The 25,689-nt window shown below is 41.9% G+C and carries 22 protein-coding genes and 1 tRNA gene; 6 read left to right on the top strand and 17 right to left on the bottom strand.

Annotated features, from left to right (window positions below; translation table 11 throughout):
* The first annotated feature begins 28 nt into the window (after positions 1–28).
* The 4 genes from FTT91_RS04155 (at position 29) to FTT91_RS04140 (ending at position 3,471) form a co-directional block, all read left to right on the top strand.
* A complete protein-coding gene (locus FTT91_RS04155; RefSeq protein WP_019836107.1) occupies positions 29–193 on the top strand; it encodes a hypothetical protein in 165 nt (54 codons plus the stop codon).
* A gap of 327 nt (positions 194–520) precedes the next feature.
* Entirely contained in the window at positions 521–700 is a 180-nt protein-coding gene (locus FTT91_RS04150) for a hypothetical protein (RefSeq protein WP_104852940.1), read from the top strand.
* Between the two features lie 10 nt (positions 701–710).
* Positions 711–2,231 (top strand): hypothetical protein, encoded by a 1,521-nt coding sequence (locus tag FTT91_RS04145; protein WP_180169027.1) that lies wholly within the window; start codon positions 711–713, stop codon positions 2,229–2,231.
* A gap of 94 nt (positions 2,232–2,325) precedes the next feature.
* A complete protein-coding gene (locus FTT91_RS04140; protein WP_180169026.1) occupies positions 2,326–3,471 on the top strand; it encodes a hypothetical protein in 1,146 nt (381 codons plus the stop codon).
* Positions 3,472–3,611: 140 nt separating this feature from the next.
* Here FTT91_RS04140 and htpG read toward each other — a convergent pair whose 3' ends face one another.
* From htpG to FTT91_RS04115, 5 genes are all read right to left on the bottom strand, one after another.
* A complete protein-coding gene (htpG, locus tag FTT91_RS04135) occupies positions 3,612–5,528 on the bottom strand; it encodes a molecular chaperone HtpG (RefSeq protein ID WP_180169025.1) in 1,917 nt (638 codons plus the stop codon).
* Between the two features lie 94 nt (positions 5,529–5,622).
* Positions 5,623–5,967 carry a lysozyme inhibitor LprI family protein gene (locus FTT91_RS04130; RefSeq protein ID WP_180169024.1) on the bottom strand — a complete coding sequence of 115 codons (345 nt, stop codon included), beginning with the start codon at positions 5,965–5,967 and terminating at the stop codon, positions 5,623–5,625.
* A 172-nt stretch (positions 5,968–6,139) separates the two neighbouring features.
* Positions 6,140–6,751 (bottom strand): OmpW family protein, encoded by a 612-nt coding sequence (locus FTT91_RS04125; protein WP_180072327.1) that lies wholly within the window; start codon positions 6,749–6,751, stop codon positions 6,140–6,142.
* A gap of 573 nt (positions 6,752–7,324) precedes the next feature.
* Entirely contained in the window at positions 7,325–8,701 is a 1,377-nt protein-coding gene (locus FTT91_RS04120) for a Na+/H+ antiporter family protein (protein ID WP_180169023.1), read from the bottom strand.
* Between the two features lie 137 nt (positions 8,702–8,838).
* Positions 8,839–9,729: an alpha/beta fold hydrolase gene (locus FTT91_RS04115; RefSeq protein WP_180169022.1), complete on the bottom strand. Its 891-nt coding sequence runs from the start codon at positions 9,727–9,729 to the stop codon at positions 8,839–8,841.
* A gap of 121 nt (positions 9,730–9,850) precedes the next feature.
* Between FTT91_RS04115 and FTT91_RS04110 the strand changes: the two genes are divergently transcribed.
* Both FTT91_RS04110 and FTT91_RS04105 read left to right on the top strand, forming a co-directional pair.
* Complete coding sequence (locus tag FTT91_RS04110) at positions 9,851–10,336, top strand: DUF4442 domain-containing protein (RefSeq protein WP_096902327.1); 486 nt, start codon at positions 9,851–9,853, stop codon at positions 10,334–10,336.
* A gap of 208 nt (positions 10,337–10,544) precedes the next feature.
* Positions 10,545–11,396 (top strand): alpha/beta hydrolase, encoded by an 852-nt coding sequence (locus FTT91_RS04105; protein ID WP_096902328.1) that lies wholly within the window; start codon positions 10,545–10,547, stop codon positions 11,394–11,396.
* Positions 11,397–11,498: 102 nt separating this feature from the next.
* Here FTT91_RS04105 and FTT91_RS04100 read toward each other — a convergent pair whose 3' ends face one another.
* The 12 genes from FTT91_RS04100 to FTT91_RS04045 form a co-directional block, all read right to left on the bottom strand.
* Positions 11,499–11,855, bottom strand: a complete 357-nt coding sequence (locus tag FTT91_RS04100; RefSeq protein ID WP_096902329.1) for a DNA transfer protein p32 — start codon at positions 11,853–11,855, stop codon at positions 11,499–11,501.
* A 109-nt stretch (positions 11,856–11,964) separates the two neighbouring features.
* Positions 11,965–12,525, bottom strand: a complete 561-nt coding sequence (locus FTT91_RS04095) for a hypothetical protein (protein ID WP_154321134.1) — start codon at positions 12,523–12,525, stop codon at positions 11,965–11,967.
* 151 nt (positions 12,526–12,676) lie between these two features.
* The gene (rpoC, locus tag FTT91_RS04090; RefSeq protein WP_096902331.1) at positions 12,677–16,876 is read right to left on the bottom strand and encodes a DNA-directed RNA polymerase subunit beta'; all 4,200 of its coding nucleotides are present in this window, start codon (positions 16,874–16,876) and stop codon (positions 12,677–12,679) included.
* Positions 16,877–17,032: 156 nt separating this feature from the next.
* On the bottom strand, positions 17,033–21,121 hold the full coding sequence (rpoB, locus tag FTT91_RS04085; RefSeq protein ID WP_131260966.1) for a DNA-directed RNA polymerase subunit beta: 4,089 nt from the start codon (positions 21,119–21,121) through the stop codon (positions 17,033–17,035).
* A 307-nt stretch (positions 21,122–21,428) separates the two neighbouring features.
* Complete coding sequence (rplL, locus tag FTT91_RS04080; protein ID WP_004975779.1) at positions 21,429–21,800, bottom strand: 50S ribosomal protein L7/L12; 372 nt, start codon at positions 21,798–21,800, stop codon at positions 21,429–21,431.
* Between the two features lie 48 nt (positions 21,801–21,848).
* Positions 21,849–22,355: a 50S ribosomal protein L10 gene (rplJ, locus tag FTT91_RS04075; RefSeq protein WP_096902333.1), complete on the bottom strand. Its 507-nt coding sequence runs from the start codon at positions 22,353–22,355 to the stop codon at positions 21,849–21,851.
* 321 nt (positions 22,356–22,676) lie between these two features.
* Positions 22,677–23,372, bottom strand: coding sequence for a 50S ribosomal protein L1 (gene rplA, locus FTT91_RS04070; RefSeq protein WP_004975774.1), 696 nt, complete (start codon positions 23,370–23,372; stop codon positions 22,677–22,679).
* 3 nt (positions 23,373–23,375) lie between these two features.
* Complete coding sequence (rplK, locus tag FTT91_RS04065; RefSeq protein WP_004975771.1) at positions 23,376–23,804, bottom strand: 50S ribosomal protein L11; 429 nt, start codon at positions 23,802–23,804, stop codon at positions 23,376–23,378.
* A 116-nt stretch (positions 23,805–23,920) separates the two neighbouring features.
* The gene (gene nusG, locus FTT91_RS04060; protein WP_004975770.1) at positions 23,921–24,454 is read right to left on the bottom strand and encodes a transcription termination/antitermination protein NusG; all 534 of its coding nucleotides are present in this window, start codon (positions 24,452–24,454) and stop codon (positions 23,921–23,923) included.
* A gap of 7 nt (positions 24,455–24,461) precedes the next feature.
* Complete coding sequence (gene secE / locus FTT91_RS04055) at positions 24,462–24,902, bottom strand: preprotein translocase subunit SecE (RefSeq protein WP_004975769.1); 441 nt, start codon at positions 24,900–24,902, stop codon at positions 24,462–24,464.
* Between the two features lie 73 nt (positions 24,903–24,975).
* Positions 24,976–25,051, bottom strand: a tRNA-Trp gene (locus FTT91_RS04050).
* A gap of 51 nt (positions 25,052–25,102) precedes the next feature.
* A partial coding sequence (locus tag FTT91_RS04045) for an EF-Tu/IF-2/RF-3 family GTPase (RefSeq protein WP_257229569.1) occupies positions 25,103–25,689 on the bottom strand: 587 nt, incomplete at its 5' end.

Raw genomic sequence — 25,689 nt, 5'->3', positions numbered from 1 at the left:
GACATTAACACTTTGGATGGATATTCCCATGAATATGTTTAAATCTGTTTTGATGGTTTCACTTTTAGCAATTGCTGCAAATGTATCTGCTCAAATTGTGCATGTACCTGATTTTCCAACTCAAAAAGTGAATACAGAATCGGCTGCATCTGAAGCTGTTGTAAATGAACCAACTTCGCAAAAGGCAGCTTAAGTTACGCGTTTTATCCACTAATTTTAGCTGTATTAATCTCTCCCATTTCTCTCCCCAAACAGCAGTCTAAAGCAGGCTGCTGTTTGTTTTTCTAATGCTAAATTTGCTTTAAATCGTCCATGCAACATCTAAAAACTGTGTTCTACCCAATTGCTAATACTTTTTTGGCACTGCGATTTAAATTTTTTTGATTATTTTTCATATAAAAAGCGCATTTTTTGTCAATAATGTCTAAAAAAGCACAAAAGCTGACAATTTTTAGCATGTATTTTTTAATTAAATCCATATAATTAAAGTGATTTTTTTTCATTGCTATAGCAGATGCCTATGCAACAACTTCAAGCACTTATACAAAGAAAAATTCCACCTCAAGCGATTGAGGTCAACCATTTAATAGAATTAGCCAAACACTATCCTCAACCACAATCGGCAGAATATAAATTGATTGAATTGGCTCTGAATATTGTCTTGGCAGATTATTTGGAAAAAGCACAACAACATATTTAAGTATGCATCAATGAATACACTAGAAAAATCACTGTTGATTAAAGAATTACACGACTTGATTGATGCTTTAACGCATAAAAGACTCAGTCTGTATGAAACAGCCAAAGCCAAAGCACGCATTAAAGAAATTTTTATGCTGTGCGATAAACCGATTTTTCAAAAACAGTTGCTCACATTTAAAGCCTCACAAAATCCAATTCAAACTGCGGTAACTTTTGCAGAAAAAAGTTTATATGCACAATCTTTTCGTGGCGTATTTACACAACTTGAAGCACTTGAAACAGTACTTTATCAACAGCCTGAAGCAGGTTGGGCGATTTTGTATCAACCGAGAGCAGGTTGGCAAATTTGGTTAATTCCTGCTGCTGACCGCACTGCTTTACTAAGTGAGTTTCAAGATTTAGAGCAGGTCTATCGCTGGATGTTGGAACAGCAGCAACAATATCACTGCCTTCAAACCGATGCAGAACTCAAGCAAGCTGCTGTGCTAGAAGCTGCTCAAACTGTAACGATAGAAGCAGCACAAACTCAACCAATTTTTGCCACTGTAGACCCAGAAGAAAATAAAGCTGCAGATCCGCCAATTCAATTTGACTTTATTAGAGACCACATCGCTACAGAAGAAGTTGCCTCGTCTGATACTCAAGTTTTGGACGTGGCTAAAGATGAACTTACAATTGAACCGACAGCAGACCAAACGATCATTTCCAATGCAACATTGGATATAACTCAGCCTGATGCAACGACAATAGATACTGCCCAGATGACGGCTGGCACGCAAAAACCAAGCGTCAACCCAGCTTATAATCTATTGTTAAGCCAATATAGTTGCCCCATTTCTGCGCTCAATCTTAGCCAAAATGAGTCAGCACAGTTGTATCGGGTCTTTTTGCCTGAAGCGCCAGAAGTCACGCAATATGCCGATGTATTGGTGCATTTGTCTGATCCCGAAGAAGATCAGCAACAGGTGTTGGCGCGTGCGGTATATTTGGCAGAACAAACCAATACGCAAGGACGCTTTATTAAATATGTGGTACTGCTTGGCGCATTAGATCAAATGCAAGCGATTCGTTTGACTCAAAACTTTTGCCAACAGTTTGAACATGAAATTGCAGCAATACGTGAAATTTCTTGGGAAAAATTACAAGAACATTTATTTAATTTTGATCAGCTTTTTCAATGCTATAGTCATGATGCTCAAATCGTGTGGCAGCAAGAGCATTATTTTCCTTTCATTCCGATACAGCACATTCAAACTACTAAGTTTATTCAGTTTGAAGAAAGTGAAGCACAGAGTCATACCCCTTTGATTTTACTGAAAGAACGACAAAAAATTCGTGTGATTCATGGTCAAAAGCGCTTACAACTGTCCCGTACTGAACAAGCTATACCGCACATTTTATTAGATCGACAACAAGGTATTAGTTGGCAAATGATTCAAAAAGTCATCTCCCAATTACAGCAACCGATTGATGCTTTGCAGTTATGCCAAGCACTTCAAATGTATCAAGAAAAAGAGGTTTCTGCCTAAAAACTGCCGTTTATATTATGATTTTGTAGCCAAGTCTTGCTTTTATCTCATAGATTTTCAACACTAACAAAAATGGCTTAAAGATCAGTAAATAATGTCAAGAATAAAGCACACATCGCCTTTTATATTAAGCTGTCTCTTAAGTGGGGTCGCAGGCATCACTTTTGCACAAGAATCAACTCAAGCAGTGGATCAAGCCCATACGTCACTACCACCTTATGAATTGCCTGTCGCTCCGCCAAGTACAGTAGATAAAAGCAGTTTTTATTACACGATTCCACGTTGGATTGATGCTACACCGACGGTGTTACCCGAACAATCCAATGAACCCATTGTACCTGCCACCGCAGAAACGGAACATTTAACTTGGTTCGATCAACGTCAAAAAAATATTCGCAACTGGGCAGATAAAACAGCACATAAACTGGATAACTGGTTTGGTGAACCAAGTCCTGAACAGCCTGCCTCAGCCACTTTGCGGGTTTTGGTCGATAGCAGTTGGGATAAGCATAATGAATATGAAGTCAAACCTCGTATTCGCGGGAAAATCAAACTGCCTACGCTTGAAAATAAACTCAGTGTGGTCTTTGGTGATGACTCGCTCGATAACGAATTGCAAAATAACGTCGCCATTACCAACGAAAACCCAGCGCATGATGCAGACAAAACTGTAGACAGCAAACGTAGCCGTGAAGACAACAGTTCTCTGGCATTACGTTGGTCGAACTTTGCCGAGCGTCTACCTTTTGAAACAGATGTCGATTTAGGGGTACGTTCTGGCGATGATATTTATCTGCGTTTAAAAGCCTCTAAAGACTGGACTTTGGAAAATGATTTCTCTTTTCATGCCGAACAAATTTATCGTTATGGCATCGACAGTGAAAATTATCTCAGAACCAACTTGGAGCTCACGCACGCACGCCCCAATCAGGCTTTCTTGTCCAATCAATTTAGCCTGACCTATGCCGATGAACAAGATGATGATTTGGTTTGGGACAACTACACCTTTAGACAACATCAATTCTTTGCAGGCAACCGCTTTAACTATGGCATTTATACAGGCGGTTATTATCACGATGATGACTTACGTTTAAATCGTTGGGGGCCATTTGTCTCTTGGCGTCAACCATTTTTACGTGAATGGTTCTTTATTCAGGGCGATGTCAATTATTTAAATGATGATCGCGCAGATCGTAATCATTATCTCGGTGCTTTAGTGCGTTTAGAAGCCATTTTCTAAACAGGTAACATCTACAATCAAGCCAAATTAAAAAACCAAGTCTTGCGAACAGGACTTGGTTTTTTTGCAAGATGATCTTGCAAGATGACGATGCATTATTTGTACAACGCATCATCGATCATGTTCATGCGAAAGCAGACTTACTTTAACAGTAAGCTATTAATACGTTTCACATATTCCGCTGGGTCTTCAGGCAAGCCACCTTCAGCAATCACAGCTTGATCAAAAATCACATGCGCCAAATCATCAAATTGATTGGAGTCCTGTAATTTTTTCACCAAAGGATGCTCTGGGTTGATTTCCAAAATTGGCTTCATATCAGGTACAGCTTGCCCTGCATCCTTCAACATACGAATCAATTGTGGTGACAGTTCACCTTCACCTGTTACCAAACAAGCAGGGGAATCAACCAAACGTGTAGTCACACGCACTTCTTTGGTTTTACCGCTTAAAGATGCAGACAATTGCTCAACCACAGGTTTAAATTGTTCTGCAGCCGCGTCTAAAGCTTTCTTCTCTTCAGCATCTTGTAGATCGCCTAAATCAACCGCACCTTTAGATACGTTTTGCATTGGCGTGCCATCAAACTCCTGCACAAAGTTCATCGCCCACTCGTCTACGCGTTCTGCCATCAATAACACTTCAATGCCTTTTTTCTTAAACAACTCCAACTGTGGAGAATGCTTTGCTGCGTTCAAGTTGTCTGCCGTAACGTAGTAAATGGCTTTCTGACCTTCTTTCATTCGCGCTTTATAGTCCGCCAATGAGGTACTGATGTCATCATTACTTGAAGTAGCGTAGCGTAATAATTTCAGGATACGTTCACGGTTGCCAAAGTCTTCGCCTAAGCCTTCTTTTAAAACTGAACCAAATTCTTGATAGAATTGCTTAAATTTTTCTTGGTCTTTTTCATCTTCAGACTTGGCTAAATTGTCCAACATGGTCAACACACGACGGGTATTGCCTTCGCGGATGGTTTTCACATCACGGCTTTCTTGCAATAACTCACGGCTCACGTTCAATGGCAAATCGGCGCTGTCCACCACACCTTGTACAAAACGTAGATAGTTCGGGATCAGGTTGTCTGCCTCATCCATAATAAATACGCGCTTCACATACAATTTAATCCCCGCTTTGGCTTCACGAGTAAAAATGTTGTGCGGTGCTTTACTTGGCACATACAACAACTGAGTGTATTCAGTACTGCCTTCAACACGGTTATGCGCCCATGCCAATGGTGCGTCAAAATCGTGGCTGAGGTTTTTATAAAACTCAATGTACTGTTCTGCACTAATTTCGTTTTTATTGCGCGTCCACAACGCACTGGCCGAGTTAATTGCTTCCCACTCATCAGTTTTCACATACTGACCTGCTTTCGGTGTTTCACCTTCAGCTGCTTCTTCTTGCTGCCATACTTCTTTCTGCATTTGAATTAGCAAACTGATGTGATCAGAGTATTTATTGATGATCTGCTTAACTTTGTAGCTTTCTAAATAATCCAGCGCATCTTCACGCAAGTGCAGAATAATATCGGTACCCCGTTCTGCTTTGTGAATTTGCTCGACATCAAACTCGCCAGTACCCGCACTGCTCCAACGCACGGCTTCATCTGCAGCCAATCCTGCACGGCGTGATTCCACAGTAATTTTATCTGCCACGATAAAACCTGAATAGAAACCCACACCAAATTGACCAATCAATTGCGCATCGGCTTTTTGATCGCCCGTCAATTTTGACATAAAGTCTTTGGTGCCCGATTTGGCAATGGTACCCAAATGCTCAATCGCATCCTGCTGACTTAAACCAATGCCATTGTCTGAAATGGTCAGGGTTTTCTTGTCTTGATCTAAGCGGATACGCACACGTAAATCTGGATCATTTTCATAATATTCAGGATGGTTGATGCCTTCAAAACGTAATTTGTCGCAGGCATCCGATGCGTTAGAAATCAGTTCACGCAAGAAAATTTCAGGGTTGGAATAAAGAGAATGGGTCACCAAATGTAATAACTGCGCCACTTCGGCTTGGAAACTGTGTTTTTGGCTGTGCTCGCTCATTCATCACTCCTTAAATTCATAAACATGGTTATTGTTGGATGTGTTTATGAATTGGAGTGATTGCCTAATTTTTCAAGCCTAAACCCAGAAAAATTTAAAAAGGTGCACGTTGATAGACCTGATTTAAATGATCCTCTAATTTCTGCTGACGCAAATTATACACTTGGGTTAAACAATCGACGGAAGCGCCACAACGATCACGCAATTCTAACCAACGAAATTGTTCATCACGAATTTGTGAACGCGTCCCCATAGCGACCAAACGGCTGACGATACGATAGGTGGTTGCCATTTTCACATCGGCATCATTGACCGGACGATGTTCACAAATGGCATGTTCGGTTTGTGTTTTGGCTTTCTCACAAGAAAAACTTGCCGCATGGCCTGCAACGCTTAGCATTAAACCAAGACACACAAACCAACCGTATTTGATCAACATGAATTAATTCCTTCTTTATCGTTCTTTACTTTATCTTTCAGACTGTAAATGAACATGGCACATGCACTCAATTTTTTCATTCGATACATTTGTTATTTTTTGCGATAAAAAACCCCATCATAAAGATGGGGTTGCGCTGATTTTTATTATTATAAAGAGCTACTTTTTATAATTAAAATTTGTAGCTATAACCGATGGTGTACACCATTGGGTCGATGTCTAAATCGAATTTTTTAACTGTAGTGCCACCCGCTTTAACAGTCACTTCAGGACTCAATTGTGCATAACGAGCATCAAAGAATACGCCCCAGTTTTTTGCATCGGCTGGCTGGAAGTTAAAACCGATTTGACCTGCAAAACCAAAATCCTCTTTCACTTTTACATCTAAACCAGCTAAATTACCTGATGTTTTTTCATCCCAAGCAACAAATGCGGTACCACCTACACCAATGTATGGTGTAAAACGGGTTGAATTTTTAAAGTGATATTTAGCAGTTAACGTTGGTGGTAAATGCTTAATTTTAATTTTATTCTCACCCTCGTGAGCTACATCATGGCTAATTGGTGTCGCCAACAATAACTCAGCAGAGATATTGTCATTAAAGAAATATTCTACTGAAGGTGTAAATGCATATTCATGATCTGCTTCAAAATGACCAAGATCTGGATCTGTAGTATCTTGAGTTGGAGAAATTACAGAACCACCAACTTTAACTTGCCATTGACCTGCCATAGCAGAAGCAGACATTCCCATTAATGCAATTAGAGCAACTTGCTTTAACATTTCAAAACCACCTTTAGAATAAAAATCTTAACGCTTAATTAATATTAAACACGACCACTATTAATATGCAACACATATTAAACATAATATTTTAATTATTTTATAAGCTATTCATTATTATATAAATTTATTTTAAATAGACCAAATTACTTGGTTTTAAAATCCGAGTTAATTAATAGAGTTTATATTATTATTTCCCGACTATATTACTCAATTTTATTTTAAAAATATATTAAAAGGTTTATTTAAAATACATCTTATATTTATTTAAAAATTAAAACAAATTTATTTTAAATAGATTAATTCACTCGGGTTTTATATTTTCAAAAAACAAAAAACCAATAAAAATTATTTAAATTAAATAAAGAGAATTAAAATCATCTTCATTCTAATATTAGAAGTTGATGACAACGAAAAATGGATCATTTTGTTAGAGAGTTTGAATTTTGTATTGGGTTTCAATCGGCAGATGTAAGGATGAACTTGAGGAAGATTCTTCTTGTCGTTTTAGCACGATGCTGCAACGTGCCCAGTCTATTCTGAACACGTGCGCTTAAAAATTTTGGTGATAATTTACAGCACCATCGCTGCAATCCAACCAAAAATCATCAATGGAATATTAAAGTGAATAAAAGTCGGTACCACACTGTCCTTCATGTGGTCGTGCTGCCCATCCATATTTAAACCCGAAGTTGGCCCCAAGGTTGAATCCGATGCTGGAGAACCCGCATCTCCTAAGGCTGCTGCTGTACCAATAATCGCAATGGTTGCTGCAGGGCTAAAACCGAACTGCAAACATAAAGGCACATAAATAATCGCTAAAATAGGCACGGTAGAGAAAGATGAGCCAATCCCCAAGGTGATTAACAAACCAATCAATAACATTAAAAATGCAGCCAAAGCTTTGCTATTGCCAATCCATTCCACCGACGCTTCTACCAAAGCAGGCACTTGATTAGTCGCTTCAATCACTGAAGCGAAACCTTGTGCAGCAATCATAATAAAGCCGATGAGTGCCATCATACGCATACCTGTAATGATCACATCATCTGCTTCTTTCCATTTGAAAATTCCCGCACAGCTTAAAATGGCAACACCGACCAAACCTGCCAGAATCATCGAATCTGAATACAATTGCACCGCCAAGGTTGCAATAATCGCAAACACTGCCATCCACAAGGTAAATTTTGCAATCTGAGGCGCTTGTAGGGTTGGCGCTGCGGTATTTGCATTGAGTTCACTCGAAATGCTTTGGGTACGCTCTACCTGCACATCTTGATAATGTCGAGGCTTACGATAGCTCACAAACAACGCGATCAATAGACCTATGAACATTCCAAATACAGGAATAAACATAGCAGAAGGAATATCTTCATTTTGAATGGCAAAACCATACGGAGCACCAAAGGTGTTGATATTGTGCGCCAAAATATCATTCAGGAAGATTGCACCAAAACCGAAAGGAACAAACATATAGCTGGCAACCAAACCAAAAGTCAGCAAACAAGCCACTGCACGACGGTCTAGGTTTAGATGATTGAAAACACTCAATAAAGGTGGAATCAATACAGGAATAAATGCAATATGTACAGGAATTAGGTTTTGTGAAAATACCGCTGCCAAAGCCACAGTAAAATAAATCAGATATTTAACGCGGTTCTGTACCTTAGTATTACTGCTACCTGTTAAAGTGCGAATCAGCTTATACGCCAATAAGTCTGGCAAACCTGAACGTGCCAAAGCCAAAGCAAATGCACCTAAAATACCGTAAGCAAGGGCAATTTTTGCACCACCACCTAAGCCATTATTAAACGCATCTAAAGTGCCTTGTAAGCCTAAACCAGCCAGTAAACCACCTGAAACTGCACCAATAACCAAGGCAAAAACCACAGGCACACGAGCCAACGACAATCCGAACATGATTGCAATGGCAGCAAGAATTGCGAACATAAGAGATGAAAATTCAAAAAAGAAGCTATTTTATCAGAGATTATGCAGATTGGAGTTGACCAAACATTCAACTCCGACAAGCGTTTCTGATTTAAATTACTGCAGCATGTGAATTTAAATTACTGCAGCATGTGAATTTAAATTACTGCAGCATGTGAATTTGAATGACCTAAGGCAAAATCACGGATGGCAGTAGCAACCGCTTGCGGCTGACTAAGAATCGCCCAGTGATTAGCTGCCAACTCCACACGTTGAAAATCATCTACCCAATGCGACATTTCATCAATCAATTCAGCACCCACAAATTGATCATATTTCAAGACAATAGCTTGCACAGGACAAATTGCATAACGTTGACGCGGCTTTAATAAACGTGGGATAAAATTGGCACGATATAAATTGACGCCATAGCGCCCATCTTTGCGGATATTAGGATTGATCGCAATATCTTGATCACGTTCTAAACGCATCACCACCTGACGCCATTGTTCAGGTTGAAAGAACTGCCAAACTGTAGGTGCAAGTGCAGGAAGTTGAAAGGCGGCAATATACCAAGATTTACGCATTTGTTTGAAAAATTTAATTTTATTTTCAGAAAACTGCTTACGCATCCAAAACGCTGCATGATCCAAACATGGGCCTGAAATAGTACTGTAAGATAAAATTCGTCCTTTTAAATCTGGATCAGTTACAGCTTCCCAAGACTGAATTGAACCCCAGTCATGAGCTGCCAAGTGAAATGCACGCTGCCCCAAAACGGCATTAGCAACAGCCATTAAATCTGCAGCCAATTGAGCCAAGCTATAGGCACGAATGGATTTGGGAATGGAGGATTGTCCCGCACCACGTACATCGTAACTCACCACATAAAAATCTTGTACCAACACGGCAATCACGCGTTTCCAGACTACTTGGTTATCTGGATAGCCATGCAGCAAAATCAATGCAGGTGCTGTTTTTTCACCCCAAGTTTTGACATAGAGCTGTTGACGATCAGAGGTTTCAACCCATTGCGTTTGCGCTTGCATATACATCTTTTTTATTTTTATTCACCTTTGTTGCACTCAGCATAACAAAACATGCCATATTGATGCCTAAATTTTAGACTAATATAAGGCATCCAGACTTGAAAGATATAGTTAAAATCATATGAATCTGCTTAAAAAACTACAAAGTATTCCACTTATTTCTAAATATTTTTTAAATCGTTATGCACCCTATCGCGGTGCAGGTATTGAAATTGATCAAATCGATTTAGCCAACCACCATGTCCGTGTCAAAATGCCACTCACCCGCAAAAATCAAAATATTGTCGGCGTACATTTTGGCGGCAGCCTCTATTCCATGGTCGATCCCTTTTATATGCTCATTCTGATGCATCACTTGGGTTCAACATATATTGTTTGGGATAAAGCGGCAACGATTCATTTCCTCGCCCCAGGACGCAGTACGGTGTATGCCGATATTCGCCTGAGTGCCGCTGAAGTCGAGGAAATCAAACAGATCGCAGAAGACTATGCGCCTCTGACACGTCAATATACGCTCAATATTGTCGATGAATCAGGTGTACGAATTGCAGAAGTGCATAAAACGTTATATATCCGACGTAAAAAGCCCAAAGCCGTAGCAACGTAATTTTTAGCTCACATAAAAACGCAGAATCTAATGATTCTGCGTTGTTGGTAATATTATTTTAATCAAAAGACAAAAAGATCAATGTCACCGACAAACTTCTCTACTCTTTTTAAGCAGGTATGAATCAATTAACGTATTACTGTTGATACATCAGTGGATCATAAAAATTATAAACATTGATAATATTTAAAATTAAAGGATTATTAAAATGAAAAAAAATCTTGTGCCAATCTTTTCCCTACTTTGTTTCTATTCATCGACATCCCTCCATGCTTTGGTGCCGAATACATTTACCAAAGTCCAGACTTTGAAAAATGTGGCTTATGGATCTCATCCTCAACAAGTGATGGATGTCTATTTCCCTGCCAAAGTACTCACAGATCAAACACCAGCCCCGCTCATGATGATGGTCCATGGCGGTGCTTGGAAAATGGGTGATAAAAATCATGCTGCTGTGGTCAAAAATAAGCTGAGTTACTGGACCAAGCAAAACTGGATTTTTGTGTCTATCAACTATAGATTAGTTCCAGATGTGACCGTACAGCAGCAAACTCAGGATATCGCCCAAGCGCTTATTTATATCCAAAATCAGGCACCGCATTGGCATGCTGACTCAAAACGCTTGGTGCTGATGGGACATTCTGCGGGCGCACACCTGGTCAGTCTATTAACCGTTCGCCCCCATTGGCTGGCACCCCAGCCACAGCCTTGGCGTGCTACAGTTGCTTTAGATAGCGCGGCTTATGATATAGAAAAGATAATGCAAACACGTCATGCACGTTTTTATGATCAAGCCTTTGGTGATCAACCTTCTAACTGGAAAGCCCTTTCTCCGATAGCTCAGCTACATCAAGCTTTACCTGCATTTCTCGCGGTGTGCTCAACCATCCGTGCAGATCAACCCTGTACTCAAGCTCGACAATTTATTCAACAAGCACAGAAATTCGGAACTCAAACCCAGTTATTGCCTGTCCGACTTTCACATGCTGAAATCAACAAGTCATTGGGACAAAATAATGCTTATACTCAAGCAGTCAATCAATTTATCCAAACGCATTAATTTTTCAGCTAGCGCATAAAAAACGCAGAATCATAAGACTCTGCGTTGGATGTACTGAAATATAAATACTTCAGTAGGATGGCATGGCTGTTCGTATTCAGATTAACGCTTTTGCTCGATGGCTGCACCAGCACCACCACCAACAGCACCACCGATTGCAGCGCCTGCATTACCACCTATCACTTCTTTACCTAAAATTGAACCAATCGCACCGCCAATTCCACTATAGGTTGCGTTACGGTTAGAACCATCTTGGGTTTTACTTCCAACTGCTGCACCTGCACCTGCGCCTGCTGCTGCACCAACACTACCACCTACGCTGTTACCCGCTGCGCCACCAACGGCACCGCCTAATGCTGCTGCACCAATACGTTGGTCATTTGAACTCATGCTCTCACAACCCGCCATTAACATGGTCGATACAGTTGCAACTGCCAATACGCTAAATACTTTTTTCATCGCGATGTCTCCCCGCTGTTGTTGATTTTAAGTGTAGTGCATCTTGCGGCATCAACTTTGAAAAATCTGTTACCAAGCACAGTAAGATATGAGTATTTCTGTAAAATGCTTAAGGCATCATAAAGGATTCTGTACCCTCTTCTTCAAGTACCACCACATCACGTGTGGTTTTACCATCTTCAGTAAACACAGCATGAGAAACTGTTTCTTTGCTTTCAGGCGTTTTGACCCGATCCAGTTTTAATGTGCGATGAATTGGCGCCTGCCCCTGCTTATATTCCATGCCTTCTGCATCAATCGTTTTCACTTCAGAAATGACTTTACCATCCTGCTTTAGGGTTTTATTCAACTCAATTTTTGAGGTTGGTACAATCACCCCACCTTTTTGAATCACAGGAATACCCAATTGTTTCTCTGAAAACTGTGCTTGATCATCATCAAAAACAACTTCCTTTGCCACAATATCTTTACCCTGATTGCTCACTTCAAAAATCGTGGCTTCTACATGGCGTATAGGCTTTTCACCTGTCACTGTACGAATCACTTCAGTTTTTAGAATAGGCACAATGGCTTTGTCTTTCACCACAATGCTGTTTGGCATTGGTGCAGCCGAAACAGACACACTCAGTAGCATTGCCGATAAACACAGTGTCAGTCCTCTAAATTGCATAAGCTATCCCCTTAGTTTTCTTGATATTTTTAAATTGTTCTTAATTCACTATATGCAATATTGCGGCTTTATTAAAGCAAAATATGCAACTAAAACGTTGGCAAAAAAAAGACGCCTCGAAAGGCGTCTTTAAATGATGCTTTAAAACGAATTAGAGATCGTTAAATTCATCGCTAAATGCTTGGCTTAATGCTTGATCTACATCAGAGAAATCATTCACTAATGCCAATTCAGCAGCTTCAGCTTCTTGACGACGACGCTCTAAGTGGTAAGCAAGACCCGTACCTGCTGGGATCAAACGACCCACAACAACGTTCTCTTTCAAGCCACGTAAATCATCTTCTTTACCTGTTACAGCCGCTTCAGTTAACACACGTGTAGTTTCCTGGAACGATGCAGCAGAAATGAACGAGTCTGTTGAAAGCGATGCTTTGGTGATACCCATCAATTGACGTTCAAACTTCGCTGGGAACTTGTTTTGTGCAAGTACAGCTTGGTTTTCTTGTACCACGCGAATGTAATCCACTTGTTCGCCTTTGATGAAGCTCGTATCGCCACCATCAGTGATTTCAACTTTACGCAACATTTGACGCACGATGACTTCAATGTGCTTATCGTTAATTTTTACACCTTGTAAGCGGTAAACGTCTTGAACTTCGTTCACGATGTAGTTGGTTAATGCCACTTCACCTTTCAAGCGTAAGATGTCATGTGGGTTTTGTGGACCATCAGAAATGGTTTCACCACGGTTCACATGCTCACCTTCAAACACGTTGATGTTACGCCATTTTGGAATCAACTCTTCGTAAATCTCAGAGCCATCATCTGGTGTAATCACTAAACGGTTCTTACCTTTGGTTTCTTTACCAAAGCTCACGATACCTGACACTTCTGCAAGAATCGCATGCTCTTTTGGTTTACGTGCTTCAAATAAGTCTGCAACGCGTGGTAAACCACCGGTAATATCACGAGTACGTGAAGATTCTTGTGGTACACGACCAATAACGTCACCCACACCGATATTTTCGCCATCACGGACAGAAAGAATCGTGTTCTGTGGCAAGAAGTAGAACTGTTCGCCACCATCCACAGTGTCTAATACCACAGCAGGACGTAAGTCTTTACCTGACGCAGGACGTGAAGTCACTGGCAAGATTTCAACTGTGGTCATACCTGTTGCATCATCAGTTTTCGAGGTTGCAGTCACGCCATCAGCAATTTGGCTGAAACGGATTTTACCCGCAACTTCGGTCACAAGTGGATGCGTGTGTGGATCCCAAGTCGCCACAATACCGCCAGCTTCTACCGCTTCGCCATCTTTGAGCAAGATTGACGCACCGTATGGCAGTTTATAACGCTCACGCTCACGACCTAACTCATCGGCAATACCAATTTCACCTGAACGTGAAACAGATACCAAGTGACCTTTAGCGTGTTGTACAGTTTTCACGTTATGGAAACGTACTGAACCTTTGTTACGCACTTGTACGCTGTTGGCTGCAGAAGTTCGGCTTGCCGCACCACCCACGTGGAATGTACGCATGGTTAACTGTGTACCTGGCTCACCAATCGATTGAGCAGCCATTACACCCACAGATTCACCTGGATTCACCAAGTGACCACGTGCTAGGTCACGACCATAACACTTCGCACATACACCAAAGGTCGATTCACAAGATACCACTGAACGTACTTTTACTTCATCGACACCTTGCTCTTCTAAGAAGTTAGCAAGTTTTTCATCAATGAGTGTGTTACGTGGCAGAATAACTTCGTCTGAACCCGCTTTCTTCACATCTTCTGCAGTTACACGACCTAATACACGCGTACCAAGGTTTTCAATGACATCACCACCTTGAATGAATGGTGTCATCACTAAACCGCCATAAGTACCGCAATCTGGCTCAGTAATTACCAAGTCTTGTGCAACGTCAACCAAACGACGTGTCAAGTAACCTGAGTTCGCTGTTTTCAATGCGGTATCGGCCAAACCTTTACGCGCACCGTGAGTTGAAATGAAGTACTGAAGTACCGTCAAACCTTCACGGAAGTTCGCTTTGATTGGCGTTTCAATGATCGAACCATCTGGTTTCGCCATCAAACCACGCATACCCGCCAACTGACGAATCTGTGCCGCACTACCACGCGCACCTGAATCCGACATCATGTAGATCGAGTTGAATGATTTTTGCTTCTCGTCTTCACCCTGTTTGTTTTTCACAGTTGTGAATGACAAGTTGTCCATCATCGCTTTAGCAACTTGGTCGTTGGTACGTGCCCAAATATCGACCACTTTGTTATAACGCTCACCCGCAGTTACGAAGCCTTGCTCGAACTGTTGTTCAATTTCACGAACTTCAGTTTCTGCTTTTTCAATAATTGCTTGTTTTTGTGGTGGAATAACCATGTCTTCCATACCCACAGAAACACCTGAACGTGTCGCTTGACGGAAGCCCAAGTACATCAATTGGTCTGCAAAAATAACCGTGTCTTTTAGACCTAATTTACGGTAGCAAGAGTTGATTAACTTTGAGATGTTCTTTTTGTTCATCTCTAGGTTAATTTGCTCGAAGCTTAAACCTTCAGGCACAACTTCCCAAAGCAAACAGCGACCTGGTGTCGTATCTACAACAATAGTTTGTTGCTCACGCTCACCATTTTCATTGATTACGGTTTGGTGTACACGTGCTTTTACGCGAGCGTGTAAGTCAACTTGACCCGTTGCAAGTGCACGGTTTACTTCGTGCGTATCTGCAAACACCATGCCTTCACCTTTGGCATTGATTGCATCACGCGTGATGTAATACAAGCCCAACACCACGTCCTGAGATGGTACGATGATTGGCTCACCGTTCGCAGGAGACAAGATGTTGTTGGTGGACATCATTAACGCACGCGCTTCTAATTGCGCTTCAAGCGTTAATGGTACGTGTACCGCCATTTGGTCACCGTCGAAGTCGGCGTTAAACGCAGCACAAACGAGTGGGTGTAGACGGATGGCTTTACCTTCAATCAGGATCGGTTCAAATGCTTGAAGACCCAAACGGTGAAGTGTAGGCGCACGGTTCAACATCACTGGGTGTTGACGAATCACAGAGGCAAGTACGTCCCAAACTTCTGGGGTTTCGCGCTCAACCATTTTCTTCGCAGCTTTAATGGTGGTAGCTTGACCTGAAGCTTGTAGTTTCGCAAAGATGAATGGCTTGAACAGTTCAAGTGCCATTTTCTTCGGAAGACCACACTGGTGTAAACGTAGGTTTGGACCAACGGTAATCACCGAACGACCTGAATAGTCAACACGCTTACCAAGTAAGTTTTGACGGAAACGACCTTGCTTACCTTTGATCATATCTGCCAAAGATTTAAGCGGACGCTTGTTTGAACCTGTGATTGCACGACCACGACGACCGTTATCTAACAAGGCATCAACAGACTCTTGTAACATACGTTTTTCGTTACGTACGATGATGTCTGGCGCTGCAAGGTCAAGAAGACGCTTCAAACGGTTGTTACGGTTAATCACACGACGATAAAGATCGTTCAAGTCAGAAGTCGCAAAACGACCACCTTCAAGTGGAACCAACGGGCGAAGATCTGGTGGAAGTACAGGCAGTACATTCATCACCATCCATTCAGGCTTGTTGTTCGACTCTTTGAACGCTTCCATCAACTTCAAACGCTTAGAGGCTTTTTTCAGCTTAGTTTCTGAAGTTGTTTGTGGAATTTCTTCACGTAAACGAGCAATTTCAGCTTCAAGATCGATGTCTTTTAACAAGTCTTGAACTGCTTCAGCACCCATTTTCGCAGTGAATTCATCACCATGCTCTTCTAGAGCATTGAAGTATTCTTCGTCATTGAGAAGTTGATATTTCTCAAATGGCGTCATACCTGGGTCAGTAACCACATAAGATTCGAAATACAATACGCGCTCGATATCACGTAAAGTCATATCAAGTAATAAACCAATACGGCTTGGTAATGATTTCAAGAACCAAATGTGTGCAACTGGAGAAGCGAGTTCGATGTGACCCATACGCTCACGACGAACTTTTGCAGTCGTTACTTCAACGCCACATTTTTCACAAATGACGCCTTTGTATTTCATACGCTTGTATTTACCACACAAGCATTCGTAATCTTTTACTGGACCAAAAATTTTGGCACAGAATAAACCATCACGTTCAGGCTTAAACGTACGATAGTTAATGGTTTCTGGCTTTTTAACTTCACCGTGAGACCATGACTTAATCATTTCTGGTGACGCAAGACCAATACGGATGCGGTCAAACTCTACTGGAGCATGACCGTCTGAATCCGTCTTTTTGCGCATGATATCGAGCAAGTCTTTCAATTTTTTTCTCCGTGTGCTGGGAGGCTGTTTTCACATCCCAACTGGGTCACAAATATTGTTTTTTAACTGAGTTTTAATCCCCCTTAATCCCCCTTTTTCAAAGGGGGAAAGTCCCTCTTTTATAAAGAGGGATTTAGGGAGATTTAATGGAGATGCTTAGTCACCATTTTTCAGTTCAATGTTGATACCTAAAGAACGGATCTCTTTGGTCAATACGTTAAACGATTCAGGCATACCTGGGTCCATATAATGGTTACCATCTACAATGTTCTTATAGATACGGGTACGACCTTCAACGTCATCCGACTTCACAGTGAGCATTTCTTGAAGCGTGTATGCAGCACCGTATGCTTCAAGTGCCCAGACTTCCATCTCACCGAAACGCTGACCACCGAATTGTGCCTTACCACCCAACGGCTGTTGCGTTACAAGTGAGTAAGAACCTGTAGAACGTGCGTGCATCTTGTCATCCACCAAGTGGTTGAGTTTGAGCATGTACATATAACCTACAGTCACTGGACGGTCAAATTTCTCGCCTGTACGACCATCGTACAACACGGTTTGACCAGAACGTGGTAATTCAGCCAGTTCAAGTAATTCTTTAATTTGACCTTCTTCTGCACCATCAAATACAGGAGTAGCCAACGGAACACCTGCACGTAAGTTGCCAGCCAATACCAAGATTTCATCATCAGTTAAGCTGTCAAGATCTTCTTGCTCGCCACCAACTTTGTTATAAATCTTGTCTAGGAACTCACGTAGTTCAGCAATTTCACGCTGTTGTTTGAGCATTTTATCAATTTGCTCACCCAAACCTTTGGCTGCCATACCCAAGTGTGTTTCAAGAATCTGACCCACGTTCATACGCGATGGTACGCCTAGTGGGTTCAATACGATATCTACTGGTACACCGTTAGCATCGTGCGGCATGTCTTCTACAGGCAAGATGTTTGATACAACACCTTTGTTACCGTGACGACCCGCCATCTTGTCACCCGGTTGGATGCGACGTTTAACAGCAAGGTAAACTTTAACAACTTTCAATACGCCCGTAGTGAGTTCATCGCCTGTAGAAAGCTTACGTTTCTTCTCAGCGAATTTCTCATCAATTTCAAAGCTCTTCTCTTTCAAGAAAGTTTGAATTTGAGTTAAACGCTCAGCGATTGCTTCATCACTTGGTTGAATTTCAAGTAGATCAACTAACTCTAAACCAGACAACACATCTTCAGAAAGTTTGTCACCACGTTTAGTTGTACCGCCACCGTTAGATTCTTGACCTTTCAATAAGCGGATAATACGTTCACGCGCTGCTTCTTCAAAGATTTTGTATTCTTCTTTCAAGTCTTTGCGATACGCATCAAGCTGTGCTTTTTCAATCGCTTGCGCACGTTCGTCTTTTTCTAAACCATCACGAGTAAAGACTTGAACGTCAATCACAGTACCTTTAGTACCCGATGGAACGCGCAATGATGAATCTTTCACATCTGCGGCTTTTTCACCGAAGATTGCGCGAAGCAATTTTTCTTCAGGGGTTAACTGAGTTTCACCCTTAGGCGTTACTTTACCAACAAGGATGTCGCCTGCAGTAACTTCAGCACCAATGTAAACGATACCAGACTCGTCTAGTTTAGACAGTGCAGCTTCGCCCACGTTTGGAATATCAGCTGTGATTTCTTCCGCACCCAATTTGGTATCACGTGCAACACATGACAATTCTTGAATGTGAATCGAAGTTAAACGGTCTTCTTGAAGTACACGCTCAGAAAGCAAGATCGAGTCTTCGTAGTTATAGCCATTCCAAGTCATGAACGCGACACGCATGTTCTGACCGAGTGCAAGCTCACCGCCATCTGTAGATGGACCGTCAGCCAATACATCACCACGACCTACCTTATCACCCATCTTCACCAAAACTTTTTGGTTAATACAAGTGTTTTGGTTTGAACGTGTGTATTTGATCAGGTTGTAGATATCTACACCTGCTTCACCCGCGATCATTTCTTCTTCGTTCACACGAATGACTACACGTGAAGCATCGACATATTCAATACGACCACCACGGTTTGCAATCACACATACACCTGAGTCATGTGCTACGTTCGCTTCCATCCCTGTACCCACAAGTGGTTTATCAGCGATAAGCGTCGGAACAGCCTGACGTTGCATGTTCGATCCCATCAAGGCACGGTTGGCGTCATCGTGCTCAAGGAATGGAATCAGTGATGCTGCTACAGATACAACCTGCTGTGCAGAAACGTCCATGTGCGTCACGCGCTCTGGCGGCATACGCACGAAGTCACCTTGGTGACGTACAGATACGAATTCTTCTGTTAAATTGCCATCTTGGTCTACGCTTGAGTCCGCTTGCGCAATGATCGTGCCCACTTCTTCAATTGCAGATAAATACTCAACCTCATCGGTTACACGACCATCAACCACTTTACGGTATGGCGTTTCCAAGAAGCCAAAATTATTACATTTTGCATAAACAGAAAGCGAGTTGATCAAACCAATGTTTGGACCTTCAGGCGTTTCAATTGGACACACACGACCATAGTGAGTTTGGTGTACGTCACGTACCTCAAAGCCTGCACGTTCACGTGTCAAACCACCTGGACCAAGCGCAGATACGCGACGCTTGTGGGTAATTTCAGACAACGGGTTGTTTTGGTCCATGAACTGAGACAATTGGCTTGAACCAAAGAATTCTTTGATTGCAGCAGCCACTGGCTTCGCATTGATTAAATCTTGCGGAGACAGGTTGTCTGTTTCAGCTTGTGACAAACGCTCTTTTACAGCACGCTCAACACGTACCAAACCAACACGGAATTGGTTTTCAGTCATCTCGCCCACTGAACGTACGCGACGGTTACCCAAGTGGTCGATATCGTCGACTTCACCTTTACCGTTACGGATTTCGATCAATGTTTTAAGTACATCGGTAATGTCTTCGTTAGACAAAATACCTTCAACTTCACGTGATTTCTGATCTGTACCCACTTCGTAAGGACGACCCAAACGACGGTTGAACTTCATACGACCTACTGGCGATAAATCATAACGCTCAGAAGAGAAGAACAAGTTATTGAACAGATTTTCAGCGGCTTCTTTCGTCGGTGGCTCACCTGGACGCATCACTTTGTAGATTTCTACCAAAGCATCTTCACGACCAACAGTTGTATCTGCACGTAAGGTGTCCGCAATGAACGAACCACGGTCGATGTCATTGGTGAATAGGATGTTAAATTGTTTAACACCACCTTCTGCAAGTTTCACCATGATTTCATGGCTTAACAAGGTGTTTGCAGCAATCACATCGCCATCTTTTAGCTGGATGTCTTCTGCAGTAATACGTTCGTACAAGTACTCATCAGGAACTGAAAGCTTCTCAAGACCAGCTGCTTCCATTTGACGTACGTGACGCGCATTAATGCGTTTACCTTGCTCAACAATCACTTTGCCGTCAGTATCAGTGATGTCAAATTGTGCCATTTCGCCACGTAAGCGTTCTGGGACAAGGTCAATTTGGTAGCTACCCATGTCTAAATAGACAGGTACTTTCTCAAAGAACAAGTCTAGGATTTGTTCATTGCTATAGCCCAATGCACGCAACACTACAGTCGCAAGCAATTTACGACGACGGTCAATACGCACATAAACGAGGTCTTTGGCATCGAATTCAAAGTCTAACCATGAGCCACGGTAAGGAATAATGCGTGCTGAATACAACACTTTACCGCTCGAGTGGGTCTTACCTTTATCATGGTCAAAGAACACGCCTGGTGAACGGTGTAATTGAGAAACAATTACACGCTCAGTACCGTTAATCACAAAGGTACCGTTATCCGTCATCAATGGCATTTCGCCCATGTAGACTTCTTGCTCACGCACATCTTTGATTGATTTCGTTTCACGATCTTTAATGATCAAACGAATTTTTACGCGCATTGGTGCCGCATAAGTTGAGCCGCGAAGAATACACTCACGTACATCAAACTCAGGCTTACCAAGACTATACTCAACAAATTCTAAAGCAGCATTGCCAGAATAACTTTCTATAGGAAAAACTGAACGAAATGCGGCTTGGAGACCGATATCTTCGCGGCTTTTTGGAGTTTTGCCATCTTGAAGGAAAGTACGGTACGAGTCGACTTGAATCGAAAGCAAGTACGGTGCATCCATTACTTGGGGCAATTTACCAAAATTCTTACGGATCCGTTTCTTTTCGGTATATGAGTATGCCATCTGGAGTCCTCGGAAAGTAAACTAAACCCGCCTGCAGAACGGGTTTAGAAGGAATTACGCAGGCCGATATGGCCACCACTCTTTACAAATGCTGCAATTTTTAGTGGTATTAAAACGCTTAACAATATTTTTAAATGTGGAAAAATATTGGTAAGCGTTTGATTTTATTGATTTATATTGTTTTCGATGGTTTTCCCATCATTCAAACAAAAATCGAGCCGATAATTGTAACGCAAAAAGGCTGATGACCCAAGAGCCATCAGCCATTTTTTGGAGTCGATTATAAAAAAATCGACTCCCCTTAAGATTACTTAAGTGTAACTGTAGCACCAGCTTCTTCAAGTTTCTTCTTAAGCTCTTCACCTTCTTCTTTAGAAACAGCTTCTTTGATCACTGAAGGAGCGCCTTCAACGATGTCTTTAGCTTCTTTAAGACCAAGGCCAGTAGCTTCACGAACTGCTTTAATTACAGCAACTTTGTTCGCACCGAAAGAAGTCAACTCAACGTTGAATTCAGATTGCTCTTCTGCAGCAGCAGCGCCAGCGCCTGGAGCAGCAGCAACAGCAACAGCAGCAGCTGATACATTGAATTTCTCTTCAAAAGCAGAGATAAGTTCAACAAGTTCAAGAACAGTTTTTTCAGCAACTGCGTTTAAGATTTCTTCGTTAGTTAAAGCCATGAGAATAACTCCAAATGGAAATTGAATGGTGTGGAAATAAATTTAAGCTTATGCAGCTTCTGACTCGTTTTTCTCTTTGAGCGCAGTAATAAGGCGACCCAATTTCGAAATAGGAGCTTGAAGAACGTTTGCAAGCATAGTAAGCGCTTTTTCTTGGTTCGGAAGATTCGCAATTACGCTAACTTCAGCACCTTGATAAAGTTTGCCGTCAAATGCAGCAGCTTTAAGTTCAAATGCTTTATTCGTTTTAGCGAATTCTTCGAACAAGCGTGCAGCTGCACCCATGTCGTCTTCAGAAGTTGAGAAAGCTAAAATTGTTGGGCCAACAAGGTTGTCGTTCAAGATCGTGAATTGCGTATCTTGAAAAGCACGTTTAGCCAAAGTATTACGTACAACACGTGTAGTAACACCTAATTTACGCGCTTCAACACGTAGAGCCGTTAATTGCTCAACGCTCATACCTTGATAGTCAGCAACAACAGCAGAGAACGCTTTAGAAGCAACTTCGTTAACTTCTGCTACGATCTGTTTTTTGTCTTCGATAAGAAGAGCCATTGTAAAACCTCCTAACGGTGATTTATGTGCTTACGTGAAGCACACTCCCAATTCGTAAATTCATTGCTGAACTTACACGCGGAGGAGGAATAAATCACACCACCGCGTCTACCCAGGCTGGAAGATTAAGAAAGCAGCATAAAACTACTCTCGCCTGAGGTCTTTGACGCTGATAAATTCTCATTTACCAATTCAAAGTCCGCCTGAATGTCCCCCTCTCCTGCTAGGAGAGGGTTAGGGAGAGGCTTAACCCTCATCCCGACCTTCTCCCAGAGGGAAAAGGAGACTTTTCAGGACTTTAAAATTCTTTCTAAGTCAGACTTAGTTAGAAACGTTCTGTACATCAATAACAAGACCAGGACCCATAGTAGAGCTCAAAGTGATCTTTTTGATGTATACGCCTTTAGAAGTTGCAGGCTTTAACTTTTTCAAGTCAGCAACTAAGGTTTCAACGTTTGAACGAACTGCTTCAGCAGTAAAGCCAACTTGACCAATCGCAGCGTGGATAATACCCGCTTTGTCTACACGGTAACGCGCTTGACCTGCTTTTGCATTTTTAACTGCAGTCGCAACGTCAGGAGTTACAGTACCCACTTTAGGGTTTGGCATTAAGCCACGTGGACCAAGAATCGTACCCAACTTACCTACTACGCGCATTGCATCCGGAGCTGCAATCACAACGTCAAAGTCAAGGTTACCCGCTTGAATGCTTTCAGCTAAGTCGTCGAAACCAACTACGTCTGCGCCTTCAGCTTTAGCAGCTTCTGCAGCAGCACCTTGAGCGAAAACAGCTACACGTACAGTTTTACCAGTACCTGCAGGAAGTGTAGTCGCACCACGAACAACCTGATCAGATTTACGTGGGTCAACACCTAGGTTTACCGCAACATCCAAAGATTCTTTGAATTTAGCAGCAGGAAGGTTGTTTAGAACTTCAACTGCTTCTTCCAAAGTGTAAACTTTGTTTGCTTCTACAGCAGCAGCAATGGCTTTTTGACGTTTAGTTAACTTTGCCATGTCTTATAGCTCCACATCCAAGCCCATAGAACGTGCAGAACCAGCAATGGTACGCACACGTGCTTCTAAATCAGCACCAGTTAAATCTGGTTCTTTAGTAGTCGCGATTTCTTCTAATTGAGCACGAGTCAACTTACCAACTTTGTTTTTGTTAGGTACAGCTGAACCCTTTTGAATGCCTGCAGCTTTCTTAAGAAGAATTGCAGCAGGAGGAGTTTTCATGATGAATGTGAACGACTTGTCGTTGTACACAGTGATCACTACAGGAATTGGCAAACCTGGTTCAACTTTTTGTGTAGCAGCATTGAATTCTTTACAGAATGCCATGATGTTAACACCACGTTGACCTAATGCAGGACCAATTGGTGGAGATGGATTCGCTTTACCAGCTGGAACTTGCAGCTTGATATAGCCGTCAATCTTCTTAGCCATTTCAAATTACCTCTGGGTACAAACGCCGCTAGGCTCCCCAATATTTTAAGTAACGATACCGTTACAACAACAATGCCCGATTCATCATAAATCGGGCGTTTTCCAACCACTCAAACTTAAACGGATTTTTCGACTTGACGAAATTCCAGCTCAACCTGAGTAGGTCGATTAAATACATTAATTGTCAACGTTAAACGTGACTTCTCGTATTGAACTTCTTCCACCACGCCTTTAAAGTCGGTGAATGGACCATCAATCACAAGTAATTCTTCGCCTGGTTCAAACATCGTCTTCGGACGAGGTGCTTCACCAGTATTGCGTACACGTGCAAGAATCGCGTCAGCTTCTTTTTGCGTAATTGGGGCAGGCTTTTCTGCTGTACCACCAATAAAACCTAAAACTTTTGGACACTCTTTAACAATGTGCCAAGTTTCATCGTTCATTTCCATTTCAACCAATACATAGCCTGGAAAGAACTTACGCTCTGACTTACGTTTCTTACCATCCTTCATTTCTACCACTTCTTCGGTAGGAACAAGGACTTCACCAAAGCTATCGGCAACAGCGCTACGCTGGATTCGATCATTAAGCGAACGCATCACTTGTTTTTCATAACCTGAGTAGGCATGAATAATGTACCAACGTTTCATAGCTCTTTTACCCGATAATTAACTTGATTGCCCAGCCTAACAAATAGTCAAAACACCACAATACAATTGAAGTGACTACAACAACAATCAATACATGCCATGACGTTGTTACAGTTTCCTGTTTAGTAGGCCAAGTGACTCGACGTAACTCAATACGTGAATCTTTAAGCAAACGAACAAAGCCTTTGCCTTGATGGGTGGCGTATAATAAACCTAAAGCCACAACGATACAAGCCAAAATTACCCCAACACGCACCCAAATATCATTGGCTGGTGCCCAATACGCAGGAAGATGCTGATTCACCATCATCGAAGCGATGAATAAAATCAAAGCGATACCCCACAACACGTAGTCTAATGGAGAACTCGATTGAACAACTTCAGCAGAATTATTTCTTTGAGGGATTGGCGCGTCGCTTAATGCGTCACGCGATTTATCATTCGACATTTTTGTACTCGTCGTAGAATTCGCGACTTATTATATGACTAGATTAGCCGACATCAAGCTTTTTTAAAAAAAGTGGCAGGCCAGGAGGGACTCGAACCCCCAACATTCGGTTTTGGAGACCGACGCTCTACCAATTGAACTACTGACCTACAAAACAGAACGAGAGCTAAAGCTCTCGACCTGTTTAACACATTCTATAATTATGCTGTTACTTTAGCAACAACACCCGCACCTACAGTACGACCACCTTCACGGATCGCAAAACGTAGACCTGGGTCCATTGCGATTGGGTGGATTAATTCTACTGACATTTCAACGTTGTCACCTGGCATTACCATTTCAACGCCTTCTTTCAACTGGATTGCACCAGTTACGTCAGTTGTACGGAAATAGAATTGTGGACGGTAACCGTTAAGGAATGGAGTGTGACGACCACCCTCTTCTTTAGAAAGTACGTATACTTCCGCATCAAATTTAGTGTGTGGCTTGATTGTACCTGGCTTAGCAAGTACTTGACCACGTTGTACGTCTTCACGCTTAGTACCACGTAAAAGAACACCACAGTTCTCGCCCGCACGACCTTCGTCAAGAAGTTTACGGAACATTTCTACGCCAGTTACAGTTGTTTTAACTGTGTCTTTGATACCAACGATTTCAACCTCTTCGCCTACTTTCACGATACCAGTTTCTACACGACCAGTTACTACTGTACCACGACCAGAAATAGAGAATACGTCTTCGATTGGCATTAAGAATGCTTGGTCGATTGCACGTACTGGCTCTGGGA

The organism is Acinetobacter sp. YH12021 (genome assembly GCF_013420145.1).
Classification (GTDB): domain Bacteria; phylum Pseudomonadota; class Gammaproteobacteria; order Pseudomonadales; family Moraxellaceae; genus Acinetobacter; species Acinetobacter towneri.
This window is presented reverse-complemented; position numbering and strand designations above follow the sequence as displayed.